Raw genomic sequence first — 15,935 nt, 5'->3', positions numbered from 1 at the left:
TCTTATTGTTGATGCCGACCAAAGTCGAACCGGTGGCCTGGACACCGCCGCCAGCGCCATCGCTGCAAGAAGGTCTCTACGCCGAGAATCAGAAACTCAAAGCCGCAGCGCAGGTCGGGCCGAGCGACATCGAAGGGCCGGAAGCCTTGCTGCTGGAGAGTGATTTCCTGATCACCGGGCTGCACGACGGCCGACTGATCCGTACCAGCCTCGACGGCCAGCAACGCAAAGTACTCGCCGACACCGGTGGCCGTCCGCTGGGCCTGGCCCGGCACCCGAACGGCTTGCTGGTGATTGCCGACGGGGTGAAGGGTTTGCTGTCCCTTGATGCGCAAGGTCAGTTGATCCCTTTGACCACGGAGGCCAATGGTCTGGCGTTCGGTTTCACCGATGACGTGGCCATCGACAAGTCCGGGCATTACGCCTATTTCAGCGATGCTTCCAGTCGTTGGGGCTATGGCCATGACGGCGAGGCAATCATCGAGCACGACGGCGACGGACGTCTGCTGCGCTACGACTTTCAGAGCGGTAAAACCAGTGTGCTGCTGGACAAACTGCAGTTCGCCAACGGCGTCACCCTCGGCCCCGACGACGCCTATGTGCTGGTCAATGAAACCGGCGCTTATCGCATCAGCCGTTACTGGCTGACCGGGCCGAAAGCCGGCACTCACGATGTGTTTATCGACAACCTGCCGGGGCTGCCGGACAACCTCGCGTTCAATGGAAGTAACCGGTTTTGGGTGGCGTTGTACGCGCCGCGCAATACTCTGCTTGATGGCACCGCCGGGCACCCGTTCGTGCGCAAGATGATCGTGCGGGCGTTGACGGTTTTGCCTAAGCCGGTGGAGAAGCGCGGGTTTGTGCTGGGGCTGGATCTGGAGGGCAAGGTGATTGCCAATTTGCAGGACGCGAGCAGTGGCAATTACTCGCCGATTACCACGGTGCGTGAGTATGGGCCGTGGTTGTATTTTGGCTCGTTGAAGGCCACACATATGGCGCGGATGCCGTTGGATGCGGCCCTGAAGTGAATCTGGCAGTTTTGTGGTGAATGGGCTGAAGTCTTCGCGAGCAGGCTCGCTCCCACAGGGGTTCTTTGCTGACCACAGCATTAGTGGTCAACACAATCCACTGTGGGAGCGAGCCTGCTCCGGGCGGCGTTCCGACGAAAGCGGTCTGTCAGTTACTGGATTTATCGAACTTGTCCGGATCTTCGTCTTCAGGCAGATCCTCATCCGGCTCTTCGGGATTGGCCGTGGTATGCGCCGGGCTGTTGGGTTCGGGATGCGTGGGAACCGGGTCGAATGCGCCCTGCTCTTCACTGGGGAATTTGGGATCGTTCATAAGGCACCTCGCAATGAGTCGGATGGAAGACTCTGTACATTCGAGGTGCCGGTCGTGGCTGTCGTTCCCGTCAATCCGCGACCGCAGGTCGGCGGATCAACAGGGTTTCAGGATCGCGCCTGTAATTGCTCGACGATCTTGTCTTTGACCTGCAAGCGCTTTTCTTTGAGTTTTTTCAGCGTGTCGTCGCTGGGAGCATCCGAGGTGGCAGTCTCGGCCTTGACTACTTCGGCGTCCGCCTGGGAGTACTTGTTGATCAGTGCGTCCAGATGTGGATCCGCGGTGCGTTTTTGCTGGATCTCTTCCTTTGTGAGTTTCAAGTCCTGTAACAGATCATGGGTCACCGGCATGGAACACCTCCGTCAGTTGATCGGCTGGCCAACGCGACCGATTGCGCTGGCCAGTTATCAGAATGGCCTCGGTTGCACGGTTCTGTCGACCACCTGTCAGACCAGCGGTGCCCGTTCGTCGCCCTGTCGCAAATGCGATCAAACCTTTGCTTGCCGCAATCCCTCCATTGGTTAACACCAACAAAAACTGCGTGGAGATACACCAATGGACGGATTCAACCTGCGTCATCTGGTTTTGGCTGTCGCTTTGAGCAGCGGCATGGGCAGCGCGTTTGCTGCGACTGACAATGACTTTGTCGATAACGCCGCGGCCGGTGGCATTGCCGAAATCGAAACCAGTCGTCTGGCCCTGGAAAAGAGCCAATCGGCCGACATCAAGGCGTTCGCCAATATGATGATCACCGATCATGGCAAGGCCAACGATGAGCTGGCGACTATTGCCAGGGCCAACGATATCGAAGTCCCGGACACCACGACATTGGTCAAACAGGCCAAGGAAAAAATCCTTGAAGTGCGTGATGAGTCCTTTGATGCCGCTTACGCCAATAATCAGGTGAAGGCACACGAAGAGACCATCGAGCTGTTCAAGAAACAAGCCAATACTGTGACGGATGACAAGGTCAAAGGCGCCCCTGAATTGAAGGCGTTTGCGCAGAAAATGCTGCCGGCGCTGGAAAAACACCTCGCCGCCGCTAAAGAACTGCAGGCCAAACATCCGAGCAAGTAAAAAGCCTTACCCTCACCCCAGCCCTCTCCCGGAGGGAGAGGGAGCCGACCGAGGTGGATGTTCGAGTTACGCCGACCTGAAAGTCTTGAGTCGAACTCAGGCTCTGAACAGCCCCTGACTTGAAATCTCGAGTTGAACCTGATTTTTGAAAAGCACCGAGATCGGCTCCCTTCCCCCTCTCCCCCCTGGGGGAGAGGGTTGGGGTGAGGGGGATCGATCTCAGCCACACCACCAGACTCCAGCGAAAAAAAGGCCGCATCCAATAGATAGATGCGGCCTTGTCATCTCCACCGAACATCAACCGCCATCCGTATCAATATCGGCATCCGTCTCCTCCCCCGGTTTCGCCCGATCCGGCTGCGGTTCGAAGCCCGGACTGAACTCATTGTCGTTGTCCGTGTGCTTGTTCTTCTGTTCCACCGCCGGATCGCCACTCTGCGCCTGCCCGCCATCGCCCTGCTGCTGCGCCGGCGCCGGTTGCCCCGGCACCTGCGGGTCAATCGCTGGATCGTTGCGATTGATCGGTTCGCCAGATTGGCTCTGCTTCGTTTGCTCGTTCATGACCACCTCGCTCGTCAAATCAAGCCCGACGCAAACACGCCGGGGCTTGAAGATTCGAAGCATGCCCTACGCCAACGTTCAAAACTTCGCCGCGCCCGGCGACGCCGACTAGAGTTACCGGGACGTTCCTTGCGCCAGAGCAAAAATATACGTGCATGAACGAACAACTATTTCGAACGGCAAATGTCGATCATTTCGCGGCGATCATTTTCACGATCGCCCCCCAATTCGCGACGGAGCAACAGGCACATGGCAGCACTGCAGAACAGCACACTCGATGCGATGAAAAACAAGCAAGCACAACTGCTGGGCGAATGGATCAACGGCCTGCAAGCCAGCGGCGCCACGCGTAATCTGAAAGATCACGATCTGCAGCAACAAACCACGGAATTCCTGCAACTGGTGGTCAACGGCCTGGAAAGCGACAACGGCACCAACATCAATGCACCTGGTTGGGAATCGACGCGTCAATTCCTGGAAAAACTGTCCCACAGCCGCGCCCTGCTCGGCCAGGATTCGCAGCAGACCGCCAGTTTTATCTTCGCCCTCAAAGGCCCGCTGTTTAACCTGCTGCAGAGCCATTACAAAGACCAACCGGCGCTGCTCGCCGAACAACTCTGGGAAGTCTCCGAGCTGCTCGACGCCTTCGGCATGCACACCATCCGCACCTTTCAAAAATCCCGCGAAGCGGTGATCAAGCGTCAACAGGAAGAACTGCTGGAGCTGTCGACCCCGGTGGTCAAGTTGTGGGACGGCGTGCTGGCGCTGCCAATGATCGGCACCCTCGACTCGCAACGCACGCAAGTGGTGATGGAATCGCTGCTGCAACGCATCGTCGACACCGGTTCGGAAATCGCCATCATCGACATCACCGGCGTGCCGACCGTCGATACCCTGGTCGCCCAACACCTACTGAAAACCGTGACCGCGATCCGCCTGATGGGCGCCGACTGCATCATCAGTGGCGTGCGTCCGCAAATCGCGCAAACCATCGTCCACCTCGGCCTCGACCTGCAAGGCGTGGTGACCAAAGCCAATCTGGCCGATGCATTGAAACTGGCCCTGACCCGTCTGGGTGTCAGCCTCGTCAAGACGGTATAAGCATGGAACGTATTCCGATTCTCCAGATGGGCAAGTTCCTGCTGGTGACGATTCAGGTCGACATGCATGACCAACTCGCCCTCACCTTGCAGGACGACTTGTCCGAGCGCATCAGCAAGACCTCGGCGCGCGGCGTGTTGATCGATATCTCGGCGCTGGACATGGTCGACTCGTTCATTGGCCGGATGATCAGCACGATCTCCGGTCTTTCGAAAATCATGGATGCCGAAACCATGCTGGTCGGCATGCAGCCGGCCGTGGCGATCACCCTGGTCGAACTCGGCCTGACCCTGCCCGGTGTCAGCACGGCATTGAACGTCGAGCGCGGGATGAAGCTGCTGCAGGAACGAGTAGACCGGCAATGACCGTACGCAGCAGCGGTACTCAACCCATCCACATCGAGCAGGATGTCGTGCTCGCGCGCCAGACCGCACGCAAACTGGCCACCGAATGCGGAATGCGCTTGATCGACCTGACGAAAATGGTCACGGCGGTCAGCGAACTGGCGCGCAACACCATGGTTTACGGTGGCGGCGGCGACATGGACTGGCAGATTCTCGATGAGGATCACAAGGTCGGCCTGCGCCTGACCTTCCGCGACGAAGGCCCGGGCATTCCCGACCTGAAACTGGCGATGACCGACGGCTGGACCTCCGGCAGCGGCATGGGCCTGGGGCTCACCGGCGCTAAACGCTTGGTCGAAGAGTTCGAACTGGACACCGAGCCCGGCAAAGGCACGCGCATAACGATTACCCGATGGACATGAATATCAGCGGGTCGATGACCCAGGTTTTGCTGATCGAAGACAGCAGCCAGATCGGCCACGCACGGCGCACGGCGCAACAACTGGCCGAACAGCATGGATTCGACGAGCGTGATGCCGGTCGTGTGGCACTGGTCGCCACGGAGCTGGCGAGTAACGTGCTCAAACACGCCAGCCACGGTGAAATGCACCTGCGGGTGTTGCCGCGCGCCAATGGTTTTGGCATTGAGTTACTCGCCATCGACCGTGCTCAGGGGTTTGATCTGCAGGCCTGCATGGCCGACGGGTTTTCTACTGGCGGCACCCAAGGCATCGGCCTCGGCTCGATATCGCGTCAGACCGAAGTGTTTGATGTGTACGCCGATGCCCGTGGTGCGGTGTTATTGGCCCGACTTTATCCACGCACGGATCGCGCGCCTGACATGCGCTTTGGGATAAGCCAGCACTCACTGCACAACGATCCGGCCTGCGGCGATGTCTGGCACCTGGCGTATGACAACGGCAGCATCAGCGCGCTGATCATCGACGGCCTCGGTCACGGTGAAGAAGCCGAACGCGCCGGTCGCGCCGGAGCGCAAACTTTCGCCCTGACGCCTTTCGCCGAGCCGGTGATGCTGATGGAAGACATGCACCGCGACATGATCGGTACTCGCGGCGGCGCTGTCGCGTTTGCCCGGTTCGATGCGCGGCGCGACAGCCTGACCTTTGCCGGCGTCGGCAACATCGGCGCCAGCCTGATCAACGCCGACAAGTCCCGTGGACTGGCCTCGCACCCGGGCATTGTCGGCGTGCAGTATCGGAAAGCCAGACCCTTTGACTATGCTCACGTGAACGGACATCTATTGATCATGTACAGCGACGGCTTGCAGTCCCGTTGGAATCTTCAAGACTACCCCGGTCTGGTGCACCGCCATCCCGCCGTGATAGCCAGCGTCCTGCACCGCGACTTCTGTCGCGGGCGCGACGATGTAACGGTGCTGGTCGTTGCCCTGGAGGCCGCCCATGGCTGAGTCGCCGATTCTGAGCAGCACGGAACAGGCCGCACTGATTGCGCAGTTGCAGAGCGAAACCGCGGCGCTGCGCGAAGAACTCGATGAAACCAATCAGGGCGTGCTGGCCCTGTACGCCGAACTCGACATACAGGCTGAGGAATTGCGCCAGGCCTCGGACTTGAAAAGCCGTTTCCTGTCGTACATGAGCCATGAGTTCCGCACGCCACTGGGTTCGATCCTGAGCATCAACAGCCTGCTCGCTGATGAACTCGACGGCCCGCTCAGTCCCGAGCAGCACAAGCAGGTCGCGTTCGTCAGCACGGCTGCGCGCGAACTCAGCGACATGGTCGATGACCTGCTCGATCTGGCGAAGATCGAGGCCGGGCGCATCAGCATTTCTCCGGCGTGGTTCGACATGTTCGACCTGTTCTCGGCCCTGCGCGGGATGTTCCGGCCGATTGTCGATGCCTCCGCCGTCGATTTGATCTTCGAAGAACCGGTCGGTTTGCCGCGCCTGTACACCGATGACAAGAAACTCGCGCAGATCCTGCGCAACTTCATTTCCAACTCGCTGAAATTCACCACCCGTGGCGAAGTGCGTGTTTCCGCGCGGCTCGAAGGTGCGGACAAGGTGCGCTTTGCCGTCAGCGATACCGGAATAGGTATCGCTGCCGAGCTGCATGGCGCATTGTTCGAGGACTTTTCCCAGGTCGACTCGCCACTGCAGAAACGTCTGCGCGGCACCGGGCTGGGCCTGTCGCTGTGCAAACGCTTCGCGGCCCTGCTCGGCGGTGAAGTCGGGATGGACAGTGCCCCGGGGGTCGGCTCGACCTTCTTCGTGATCATTCCGTTGGCGATCGCTCTGGAGAACGTCGATGAAACGTGACATCCGCCTGTTGATCGTCGATGACAACGTCGCCACCCGCTACGCCTTGCGCCGACGGCTGGAGCGTCACGGCTATGAGGTGCTGGAGGCCGGCACCGGTGGCGAGGGGCTGGCGCTGATCGACAGTGAAGCGCTCGATGCGTTGATCCTCGACGTCAATCTGCCGGACATGAGCGGCTTCGACATCGTAAGGATTCTGCGCGCGGACAGCCGCACCGCGCTGTTGCCAGTGATCCACGTCTCCGCAGCATCGATCCAGACCGGTGACATCATCACCGGCCTCGACGCCGGGGCCGACGCCTATCTGATTCACCCGGTCGACCCCGACGTACTGCTGGCCACCCTGCGCACGTTGCTACGGGTGCGCGATACGGAAAACGCTCTGCGCGAAAGTGAAGCGCGGTTTCGCGAGATTTTCGCCAATGTGTCGGCGCCGATCGCGGTGCTCGATGCCAGCCTCAAGGTGCATGAGTGCAACCATGCCTTCGCGCAACTGATTCTCGACAATCAAGACCCTCTAGCCCTGCGTGAATGCTTCGCCGAGGATCAGAGCGCCATCCTCAATGAACTGCGCCTGCGTCTGGTCGATGGCGAGCGCTGGAAAGGCACGCTGAACATGCGCGTGCAGGGCCAGATTCGCGAGACCGAGTGGCAAATTTCACCGTATCGCACGCCCGAACTGAGCCTGGTGTTCGTCGAAGACGTTACCGAGCACCGCCACCGTGAGCGCTCGCATCTGGCGCGCCTCGACGACACCACCACGCAACTGGCCAAGGAAACCGCCGAACGCGTGCGCGCCGAGGCGCAACTGCTGCAAGTGCAGAAAATGGATGCGCTGGGCAAGCTCACCGGCGGCATCGCCCATGACTTCAACAACCTGCTGACCGGCATCATCACCAGCCTGGAGTTGATCCAGAAGCGTGTCGCCGACGAGCGCCTGGACAAGGTGCAGTTCTACAGCGAAGCGGCGCTGAATTCGGCGATGAGTGCCGCGTCCCTGACCCATCGCTTGCTCGCCTTCGCCCGGCAGCAGCCGCTGGATACACGGCCGGTGGACATCAACGACCAAGTCCGCTCGCTGGAAGAATTGCTGATGCGCACCATCGGTGAGCGGATCACCCTCAAGCTGGAGCTGACCAGCAAACCGGCGATCGCCTTGGTCGACCCGGTGCAACTGGAAAGCGCGGTGTTGAATCTGGTGATCAACGCCCGTGATGCGCTGCCGGCGGGTGGCAATATCTGGGTCAACACTTATGCCGCGTACTCCCATGGCGACCCGAATCTGGCCGATGGCGCTTACGTGGCGTTGTCGGTGCGTGACGACGGGACCGGGATCGAGCACAACGTCATCGATAAAGTCTTCGATCCGTTTTTCACCACCAAACCGTTGGGCCAGGGCACCGGGCTGGGGTTGTCGACCATCTATGGTTTTGCCCGTCAATCGGGTGGCGACGCGCACATCCGCAGTGTCGCGCGGCGCGGCACCGAAGTGACGATCATGTTGCCGGCCAGCACCGACCCGACCGGGGCCGACATCCCTGCTCCCGTGGTCGATCCGCAAGGCAGCGGTGAGCATGTGCTGATTGTCGAGGACATGCCGTCGGTGCGCATGTTTGTCACTGAAGTGCTGGAGGACGCGGGTTATCGCTGCACCCAGGCGGCGGATATCGAAACGGCGCTGGAGCGTCTGCAGAATGATCCGTCGATCAACCTGCTGCTGACCGACGTTGGCCTGCCGCGCATGAGCGGACGGGAATTGGCGGATGTGGCGCGGGGTTGGCGTGAGGGGCTGCCGATTCTGTTTATGACCGGGTATGCGGAAACGGCGATCAATCGCCAGGTGTTTCTGGGCAGTGGCATGGACATGCTGGTCAAACCGTTTCAGATCAGTGAATTATTGGATAAGGTCCGCCGCACCCTTGATGGTGCCTGACCACAGCTTCACAGGGATTAATGTCGAACACAGATCCAATGTAGGAGTGAGCCTGCTCGCGATAGCGGAGTGTCAGCCACAGATGAATTGACTGACCTGGCGCCATCGCGAGCAGGCTCACTCCTACAGGGGCTCTGTGTGGACAGATAACGTGTTCACACCACAAAAACCTGTGGGAGCGAGCTTGCTCCGGGCGGCGTTCCGACGAAGACGTCAGCCCAACCAACCCAACTAGCGGCTCAAAGCCCTAACCAGAAACGGCGCAGTCTTGCTCTTCTTGCTCGCCGCAACCTTCTGCGGTGTACCCGCGACCACGATTCGGCCGCCCTGATCCCCTGCCCCCGGCCCGATGTCGATCACCCAGTCACTCTGCGCGACCACGCGCATTTCGTGCTCGACCACAATCACCGTATGCCCCGCCGTGACCAGCGTATCCAGTTGCTCCAGCAGCCGATCGACATCCCGCGGATGCAACCCGGTCGTCGGTTCGTCCAGCACGTACAAGGTCGCGCCGCGCTGGTTGCGCTGCAACTCGGTGGCCAGTTTGATCCGCTGCGCTTCACCGCCGGACAGCTCCGTGGCCGGCTGGCCCAGGCGCAGATAACCCAGGCCAATATCGCGCAGCACCTCCAGTGACCGACGAATCCCCGGTTGCCCGGCAAACACCGTCACCGCTTCATCGACGGTCAATTGCAGCACTTGGGCGATGCTCAAACCCTCCCAGAGAATCGCCAGCGTTTGCGGGTTGTAGCGTGCGCCATGGCAGGTCGGGCACGGCGCATAAACACTTGGCATGAACAACAATTCAACACTGACAAAGCCCTCACCTTCGCAGGTAGCACAACGGCCCTTGGCGACGTTGAAGGAAAACTGCCCGGCGTCATAACCTGCGGCCCGAGCAGCATCGGTCGCGGCATAGAGCTTACGGACGTTGTCGAACAACCCGGTGTAGGTCGCCAGATTCGAGCGTGGCGTGCGGCCGATGGGCTTCTGGTCGACCTGCACCAGTCGCTTGATCGACTCCAGCCCGGACGTAACCTGGCCGCTGCTGACCTGCGGTGCGTCGTCTTCGAGGCTGAGTTCTTCCGGCTCGCTCTCCACCGTCGGCCGCCCCAACTGCGCGCCGACCAGTTCCAGCAAGGCCTGACTGACCAGACTCGATTTGCCCGAGCCGGACACGCCAGTCACCGAGGTGAAGCAACCCAGTGGAAATTCGGCGCTGAGGTTATTCAGGTTGTTGCGGGTGATCCCGTCGAGTTTCAGCCACGCCGTAGGCTTGCGCGCAACGCGCGTCTGGCGCTGCGACTCAGCAAACAGATAAGCCCGCGTCTGCGACGCTTCGATCGCGGCCAGACCTGCCGGCGGGCCGCTGTACAGCACCTGACCACCCTGCTCGCCCGCCGCCGGGCCTACATCGATCAGCCAGTCGGCGCGACGCATGGTTTCCAGGTCATGCTCGACCACGAACAGCGTGTTGCCGTCAGCCTTCAAGCGTTGCAAGGCCTCGAACAACGCCTCGCCGTCGGCCGGATGCAAACCGGCGGAAGGTTCGTCGAGCACGTAAATCACCCCGAACAATTGCGAGCCCAGTTGCGTCGCCAGGCGCAAGCGCTGCAATTCGCCCGACGACAGCGTCGGCGTGCTGCGCTCCAGCGCCAGATAACCGAGGCCCAGATCGGTCAGGGTGCTGACCCGCTCCAGCAGATCCTCGGCAATACGCTGCGCCGCCAGGCGTTTTTCCAGCGACAGATTTGGCGTGTGGCGCACATCCGGCGCGCTGCCGTGGCCGCTGGCGCCATGGGCCACGCGTTGTTGACGGGCCTCGCGGGTTTGCGCGTGGCTCAACGTCTCACCGGTTTCTTCAGCTTGCTGCAGATAACTGGCCGCCGCCACCGGCCGCAATACTTCGGCGACTTGCAGCAATGGCATCTGCGACAACTCACCGATGTCATACCCGGCAAACGTCACCGACAACGCTTCACGCTTCAGGCGTTTGCCGTCGCATAACGGGCAAGGGCTGCCGAGCATGAACTGTGAAACACGCTTCTTCATCAGCGCACTTTGCGAATGGGTGAACGTGTGCAGGATGTAGCGTCGCGCACCGGTGAAGGTGCCCTGATAACTCGGCTCCATTTTGCGTTTGAGGGCGATGCGGGTTTCTTCCGGGGTCAGCCCGGCGTACACCGGCACGGTCGGGGTTTCTTCGGTGAAGAGAATCCAGTTGCGTTGCTTTTTCGGCAGTTTCTTCCACGGGATGTCGACATCGATGCCCATGGTCACGAGGATGTCGCGCAGGTTCTGCCCCTGCCACGCCAACGGCCATGACGCCACGGCGCGCTGGCGGATGGTCAGGTTCGGATCGGGCACCATCAGCGCTTCGGTGACTTCATACACCCGGCCGAGGCCATGGCATTCAGGGCACGCGCCTTGCGGGGTGTTCGGCGAAAAGTCCTCGGCGTACAACATCGGCTGCCCCGGCGGATAACTGCCGGCGCGGGAATAAAGCATGCGGATCAGGCTCGACAACGTCGTCACACTGCCCACCGACGAGCGCGTACTCGGCGTGCCGCGTTGCTGTTGCAGGGCCACGGCCGGCGGCAAGCCTTCGATGGAGTCGACATCCGGCACGCCGACCTGATCGATCAGCCGTCGCGCATACGGCGCCACTGATTCGAAGTAACGGCGCTGGGCTTCGGCATACAAGGTCGAGAAGGCCAACGAAGATTTGCCCGAACCGGACACGCCGGTGAACACCACCAGCGCATCGCGAGGAATGTCGACATCGACGTTCTTCAGGTTGTGTTCACGGGCGCCGCGCACCCGGACCATGCCGGTTGGCGCTTTGGAGGTGCGTTTGGAAGTCATCGACCTGCCTTGGTGAAGGAATGTTCAACGCTCAGCTACCGAGCACCACCCGAATCATCTGCAGCATGACTTCAGGGCTATACGGTTTGCTCAGCAAATGGGTGTCGGGGCTCAATTGGTGATTGCGCGAAATGATGTCGCGGGTGTGCCCGGAGGTGAACAGCACCGCCACCGGCGGCGTCTGCACCTTGGCCCAGGCGAACAGGTCGGAACTCTTGATCAGCCCCGGCATGACCACGTCGGTGAAAATCAGGTCGACCTCGACACCTTCAAGGAGCATTTGCATGGCCGCATCGCCGTGGCCGGCGGTCAACACGCGATAGCCCTCCTCGCGCAACAATTCCACCGCCGAAGTCCGCACGGCGTCGTTGTCCTCGACCACCAGAATCGTCTCGTGGCCGCCGCTCTGCTGCCTTTGCAGATTGGGCGCCTCATCAAGGATCGGCCGCAGGCTGCGCGGAAAATACAGCTGCACCCGCGTGCCCTCGCCGAGGGTACTGGCGATCTCGACGTGGCCGCCGCTCTGTTTGACGAAACCGAACACCATGCTCAGGCCCAGGCCAGTACCCTGGCCATCGGCCTTGGTGGTGAAGAAAGGTTCGAATACCTGCTCGAGAATTTCTGGCTCAATGCCGGCGCCGCTGTCACTGACGGCGACTCGGACAAACTCGCCGGGGATGATGCCTTTACCGGCACAGAACTCGCGATCGAGCCGCACATTGGCAGCGCTGAGCGCAATGGTGCCCTCACCCTTCATCGCATCACGGGCGTTGATCGCCAGATTGAGAATGGCGTTTTCCAACTGGTTGCGGTCGACGTTGATATGCCACGGTTGCTGCGGCAACTGCACGTCGATCTGAATGGTTTCACCCAGCGCTCGCTGCAGTAATTCGCCGACACCTTCGAAAATCTGTCGCGGGTTACACACTGCCGGCGACAACGGCTGGCGCCGGGCAAACGCGAGCAATTGCGAGGACAGCTTGGCACCGCGTTCGACCGCCGCCAGCGAGGCACTGACCCGGCGCTGTACATTGGCGTTGTTCGGCTCGTGACGTGCAAGCAGATGCAGATTGCCGGCGATCACTTGCAGCAGATTATTGAAGTCGTGAGCGACGCCGCCGGTCAGCCCGCCAATCGCTTCGAGCTTCTGTGATTGGCGCAACTGCTCTTCAGCCGCCAGCCGCGCCTCGACTTCTTCGCCGACGCGCTGTTCGAGGTTGCGGGTAAATTTGAGCAGGGATTCTTCGGCAATCTTGCGTTCATGAATGTCGATCAGTACGCCGGGGAAGCGCAACGGTTTGCCGTGTTCGTCAAACTCGCAACCGCCACTGGCCAACACCCACAGATAACTGCCGTCACTGCGCCGGACGCGATATTCGGCGTTATACGGCTCACCGGTCTGCACGGAGTGGGCGACGCGCTCTTGGACCCAGGCGTGGTCATCGGGATGGATACGCGATTCGGCAATGTCCTGGGCCAGATTGCTCAGGTCATGATCCGGCGGATAAGAAAACGTGCGGGCGAACCGTTCGTCTGCCGACAACGTGTTGTTTTTCACGTCCCAGACAAACGAGCCAAGCAAAGCGCCGGCATTCAGCGCCAGACGAACCCGCTCGTTGTCGGCGCGATAGGCCTTTTCAGCGGCCTGACGCCGACGCTCGGAGTGCATGAATTCGGTGGTTTCCACCACCATCGCCATCACCCCGGCCGGCACGCCGTCATCGTTGGCGACGGGGCTGTAATACAAATCCATCCAGACGTCTTCGGGGACGCCGTCGCGCAACAGCACCAGCTCTTTATTGCGAAAAGACAAGGTGCCACCCGCCAGGCAAGTGTCGACCACATGTCGATTGAATTCAGCGACTTCCGGCCAGCCCAGCTCCACCGGTGCACCGAGTAGATACGGATGCCGACCACCGGCAAATATCGAATAGGCATCGTTGTAGATCATGTAGCCGGCGCGGCCCCAGAGCATGACCATCGGCAGTGGCGAGGCCAGCATCAGTTGCACCGCGCTGCACAGGCTGGCCGGCCAGCTGTTCAGCGGGCCAAGTTCGGTGTGGCTCCAGTCGAACGCAGTGATGCGCCCGGCCATTTCGCCTTTCCAGCCCTCACAACCATGGCTATCGGATAAAAACTGCATCGACTGACTCAGTGTCCTTAGGTGGTTGCCCGATAAATCGCGACGCCATAACGACGCGACGCCCGTCTGTTTCGAGCGTCTGCAGTCGTATTGGTTTCATATGAGGTATAGCCGATTTCATTCCCGCGCGGAGACTAGACCCCGATCAGGTGCTTGAGCGGATGGTAGCCAGTTTTCATCTTCGCGGCGACGTCGAGAATGGCCTTCTCGATACCGTTGAGATGGGTGCAGGTCAGCTCGATGGCGGCGCTCTGATTGCCGGCTTCGATGTACTCGATCAGGCGCAGGTGTTCGTTGTCGCGGCAGACTTCATGGCTGTCGTCATCCAGCGCGGCGGCGTATAGCGAGGCACGGGAGATCAGCTTCTGGAACCAGTCGAGCAGCACCGGGTTATTGAGGCTGCGCGCCAGTTTGATATGGAACTCGCCGAGCAGATGAATCAAGCGTTCATGATCGCCCGCCGCGTGGGCTTGATCTTCGAGCAGCAGGTGCTCGCGCAGGTCGTGCATCGCCGCGCCGTCCTTGCGCCGGCACAGTTCGGTGACGATGCCGATCTCGATCAGCCGGCGGGTTTCAAACAGCGAGCGGAGCTCTTCATTGCTCGGCAGCGATACCGACGCCCCTTTATTGGGCTCGGTGGTGACCAGCCCATCGGCCTCCAATTGCTTCAATGCGGCGCGCACCGACGTGCGGCTGACATTGAATAACTCGGCCAACGAGGCCTCGCCCAGTTTCATTCCCGGGCGCAACGAGCGCTTGCTGATCGCCTCGTAAACCCCTTGGTAGACGCGGTCGACCGTGGTTTCCGGTTTCTTCTCGGTCATTCGAACACTCCTTTAGCGTCAGGCAACCAGCCCCTGGCGATGCCTGGCCATGGAAAAGGGCGGCAGACGCAGGTTAATCCGGGCCTTGGCAAATTGCATTCATATATTGCATACCGACGGAGGATGGCGCTGAACATCGGTCAATTGGGCCTGGATGCGATCGGGCGCAGGGTGGCCATGGCTATGCGCGAACCCGCGATTACTCCGATCTGACGACCCGCTCGTTGCAAGCGTGGACGGAAGCACCGGGCGGTGGCGAGCGGTTTTGGCCGGCCGCGAAATAACCCAGAAGAGAAACGCATTCCCCTGTAGGAGTGAGCCTGCTCGCGATAGCGGTGTGTCAGGTGTCGATGTGTTGTCTGACACACCGCTATCGCGAGCAGGCTCACTCCTACAGGGGGTTTCTGCCGCAGCTGATAATTCAGTCCGTGCCGTACTTCGGCGAGCGTGGGCCGTACAGCAGGCCTGCCCGGTGTCCGGCCGAGAGCAGACGATTGCTCGCCACACCGGCAATCGGGTAGCCGGCATCGGTGGCGCTGTTGATGACCTGCTTCACAGCCGCCGTGATCAGCATGCCGATCAGACCGCCACCGCCGTTGTTACCGCCCTCTTCGCTCGACGCCCGCGCCGAACCGGTCCACAGCGTCGTGCCGCTTTTCAGGTCAACCAGTTTTGCCGTCGCAGTGACCGCAGTTTCGCTGCTGATCACCATGTAGCGCGTGCCGTATTCGGTCACGGTGATGTACAGCGCCGCGTCCGCACCGAAGATGTCCCTCAGTTTGTTTGCCGGTGCCTGATGGATATCGTCCGGGGTGGTCAGGCCATTCTGGCGGAACGTCTCGTCAACCAGCGTAATCGGCAGCACGTAATAACCGGCTTCCGCCAACGGAAACGTCACCTGCGACAACAGGCTGTACGACGCCTTCACGTCCGGCGAAGTGTTCAGCGGTGGCAGCACCAGAATGGTCTTCGGCCGCGCCTGTTTGTAGGCCGCGTAATCCACGGTCTTGGGCGCGACGCAGCCACCCAGCACAGTCAGGGCCAGACCGGTGGCCAGCAGTTTCAAGGTACGCGCAATCATTTCGCGTCTCCGCTCTTGGCGTTCTTGAGCAGAAAGTCCATGTACGTGCCGGACTCGGGGAACAGGGTTTTCTCGGTGTTGAACTGCTGCACCATCTGATCGTCCTTGCCCATGCTCAGATAGAGCAGGCCAAGGTGCGCATGGTAGCCCGGCGGTACGGCTTTGCCGGTGGAGCGGATTTTCTGCAGGTCACGTTCCAGCGCTTCGGCCTGGGCTTCCTTTGGCTCTTCGCCTTTGAAGTATTCGTAGACCTGGGGTTCGTAGCCTTCCCACTGGTACAGGGTTTGCGGGCCGGGGGCACAACCGGTCAGCAAGGCGCTGGCGGCCAGCGTCAGCGCCATCAACGCGCGCGACAAATTCAGAGTCAT

At 60.7% G+C, this 15,935-nt stretch carries 17 protein-coding genes and 1 pseudogene; 10 read left to right on the top strand and 8 right to left on the bottom strand.

Translation table 11 applies throughout. The annotated features are described in order from the left end of the window. Positions 1 to 11 precede the first annotated feature (11 nt). Positions 12 to 1,028 (top strand): SMP-30/gluconolactonase/LRE family protein, encoded by a 1,017-nt coding sequence (locus VY732_RS12940; protein ID WP_442968572.1) that lies wholly within the window; start codon positions 12 to 14, stop codon positions 1,026 to 1,028. A gap of 148 nt (positions 1,029 to 1,176) precedes the next feature. On the opposite strand, the gene VY732_RS12935 is transcribed toward VY732_RS12940, so the two are convergent. Both VY732_RS12935 and VY732_RS12930 read right to left on the bottom strand, forming a co-directional pair. Further along, positions 1,177 to 1,341, bottom strand: a complete 165-nt coding sequence (locus tag VY732_RS12935; RefSeq protein ID WP_007912545.1) for a hypothetical protein — start codon at positions 1,339 to 1,341, stop codon at positions 1,177 to 1,179. A gap of 107 nt (positions 1,342 to 1,448) precedes the next feature. Next, positions 1,449 to 1,691 carry a YdcH family protein gene (locus VY732_RS12930; RefSeq protein ID WP_077573170.1) on the bottom strand — a complete coding sequence of 81 codons (243 nt, stop codon included), beginning with the start codon at positions 1,689 to 1,691 and terminating at the stop codon, positions 1,449 to 1,451. Between VY732_RS12930 and VY732_RS12925 the strand changes: the two genes are divergently transcribed. Continuing rightward, entirely contained in the window at positions 1,690 to 1,866 is a 177-nt protein-coding gene (locus VY732_RS12925) for a hypothetical protein (RefSeq protein WP_331695609.1), read from the top strand. The two genes, VY732_RS12930 and VY732_RS12925, sit on opposite strands and share 2 nt — an antisense overlap. A gap of 30 nt (positions 1,867 to 1,896) precedes the next feature. Further along, positions 1,897 to 2,418: a DUF4142 domain-containing protein gene (locus VY732_RS12920; protein ID WP_331695608.1), complete on the top strand. Its 522-nt coding sequence runs from the start codon at positions 1,897 to 1,899 to the stop codon at positions 2,416 to 2,418. A 297-nt stretch (positions 2,419 to 2,715) separates the two neighbouring features. Here the strand turns inward: VY732_RS12920 and VY732_RS12915 are convergent, their stop codons facing one another. After that, positions 2,716 to 2,979: a hypothetical protein gene (locus VY732_RS12915; protein WP_331695607.1), complete on the bottom strand. Its 264-nt coding sequence runs from the start codon at positions 2,977 to 2,979 to the stop codon at positions 2,716 to 2,718. A gap of 249 nt (positions 2,980 to 3,228) precedes the next feature. On the opposite strand from VY732_RS12915, the gene VY732_RS12910 reads away from it, so the two are divergent. The 6 genes from VY732_RS12910 to VY732_RS12885 are packed head-to-tail and all read left to right on the top strand — an operon-like array spanning position 3,229 to position 8,654. Then, positions 3,229 to 4,080 (top strand): STAS domain-containing protein, encoded by an 852-nt coding sequence (locus VY732_RS12910; protein ID WP_116029042.1) that lies wholly within the window; start codon positions 3,229 to 3,231, stop codon positions 4,078 to 4,080. Positions 4,081 to 4,082: 2 nt separating this feature from the next. Then, on the top strand, positions 4,083 to 4,445 hold the full coding sequence (locus tag VY732_RS12905; protein ID WP_007912539.1) for an STAS domain-containing protein: 363 nt from the start codon (positions 4,083 to 4,085) through the stop codon (positions 4,443 to 4,445). Then, positions 4,442 to 4,846 (top strand): anti-sigma regulatory factor, encoded by a 405-nt coding sequence (locus VY732_RS12900; protein WP_008084828.1) that lies wholly within the window; start codon positions 4,442 to 4,444, stop codon positions 4,844 to 4,846. Before VY732_RS12905 ends, VY732_RS12900 begins: the two co-directional genes overlap by 4 nt. Beyond that, positions 4,843 to 5,853 (top strand): ATP-binding protein, encoded by a 1,011-nt coding sequence (locus tag VY732_RS12895; RefSeq protein ID WP_150774570.1) that lies wholly within the window; start codon positions 4,843 to 4,845, stop codon positions 5,851 to 5,853. The genes VY732_RS12900 and VY732_RS12895 overlap by 4 nt, the downstream gene beginning before the upstream one ends. After that, the gene (locus tag VY732_RS12890) at positions 5,846 to 6,721 is read left to right on the top strand and encodes a sensor histidine kinase (protein ID WP_331695606.1); all 876 of its coding nucleotides are present in this window, start codon (positions 5,846 to 5,848) and stop codon (positions 6,719 to 6,721) included. The genes VY732_RS12895 and VY732_RS12890 overlap by 8 nt, the downstream gene beginning before the upstream one ends. Further along, on the top strand, positions 6,711 to 8,654 hold the full coding sequence (locus tag VY732_RS12885; RefSeq protein WP_077573177.1) for a response regulator: 1,944 nt from the start codon (positions 6,711 to 6,713) through the stop codon (positions 8,652 to 8,654). The genes VY732_RS12890 and VY732_RS12885 overlap by 11 nt, the downstream gene beginning before the upstream one ends. 231 nt (positions 8,655 to 8,885) lie before the next feature. Here the strand turns inward: VY732_RS12885 and VY732_RS12880 are convergent, their stop codons facing one another. The 3 genes from VY732_RS12880 to VY732_RS12870 all read right to left on the bottom strand — a co-directional run bounded on the left by VY732_RS12880 (position 8,886) and on the right by VY732_RS12870 (position 14,486). Continuing rightward, complete coding sequence (locus VY732_RS12880) at positions 8,886 to 11,519, bottom strand: excinuclease ABC subunit UvrA (protein ID WP_331695605.1); 2,634 nt, start codon at positions 11,517 to 11,519, stop codon at positions 8,886 to 8,888. 31 nt (positions 11,520 to 11,550) lie between these two features. Further along, positions 11,551 to 13,662 (bottom strand): hybrid sensor histidine kinase/response regulator, encoded by a 2,112-nt coding sequence (locus VY732_RS12875; protein ID WP_331695604.1) that lies wholly within the window; start codon positions 13,660 to 13,662, stop codon positions 11,551 to 11,553. A 134-nt stretch (positions 13,663 to 13,796) separates the two neighbouring features. Then, positions 13,797 to 14,486, bottom strand: a complete 690-nt coding sequence (locus VY732_RS12870; RefSeq protein WP_116029047.1) for a GntR family transcriptional regulator — start codon at positions 14,484 to 14,486, stop codon at positions 13,797 to 13,799. Positions 14,487 to 14,615: 129 nt separating this feature from the next. On the opposite strand from VY732_RS12870, the pseudogene VY732_RS12865 reads away from it, so the two are divergent. Then, positions 14,616 to 14,770: pseudogene (locus VY732_RS12865) on the top strand (flavin reductase family protein); the annotation flags it as partial. 137 nt (positions 14,771 to 14,907) lie between these two features. Here VY732_RS12865 and VY732_RS12860 read toward each other — a convergent pair. Next, on the bottom strand, positions 14,908 to 15,567 hold the full coding sequence (locus VY732_RS12860) for a DUF799 domain-containing protein (protein WP_137219646.1): 660 nt from the start codon (positions 15,565 to 15,567) through the stop codon (positions 14,908 to 14,910). Beyond that, positions 15,564 to 15,935 (bottom strand): DUF4810 domain-containing protein, encoded by a 372-nt coding sequence (locus VY732_RS12855; RefSeq protein ID WP_137219647.1) that lies wholly within the window; start codon positions 15,933 to 15,935, stop codon positions 15,564 to 15,566. The genes VY732_RS12860 and VY732_RS12855 overlap by 4 nt, the downstream gene beginning before the upstream one ends.

Source organism: Pseudomonas sp. ZY71, assembly GCF_036542145.1.
In the GTDB taxonomy this organism is placed as follows: Bacteria; Pseudomonadota; Gammaproteobacteria; order Pseudomonadales; family Pseudomonadaceae; genus Aquipseudomonas; species Aquipseudomonas koreensis_A.
Note: the sequence above shows the minus strand (reverse complement) of the source record. Positions and strands in the feature narration are given on the sequence as shown.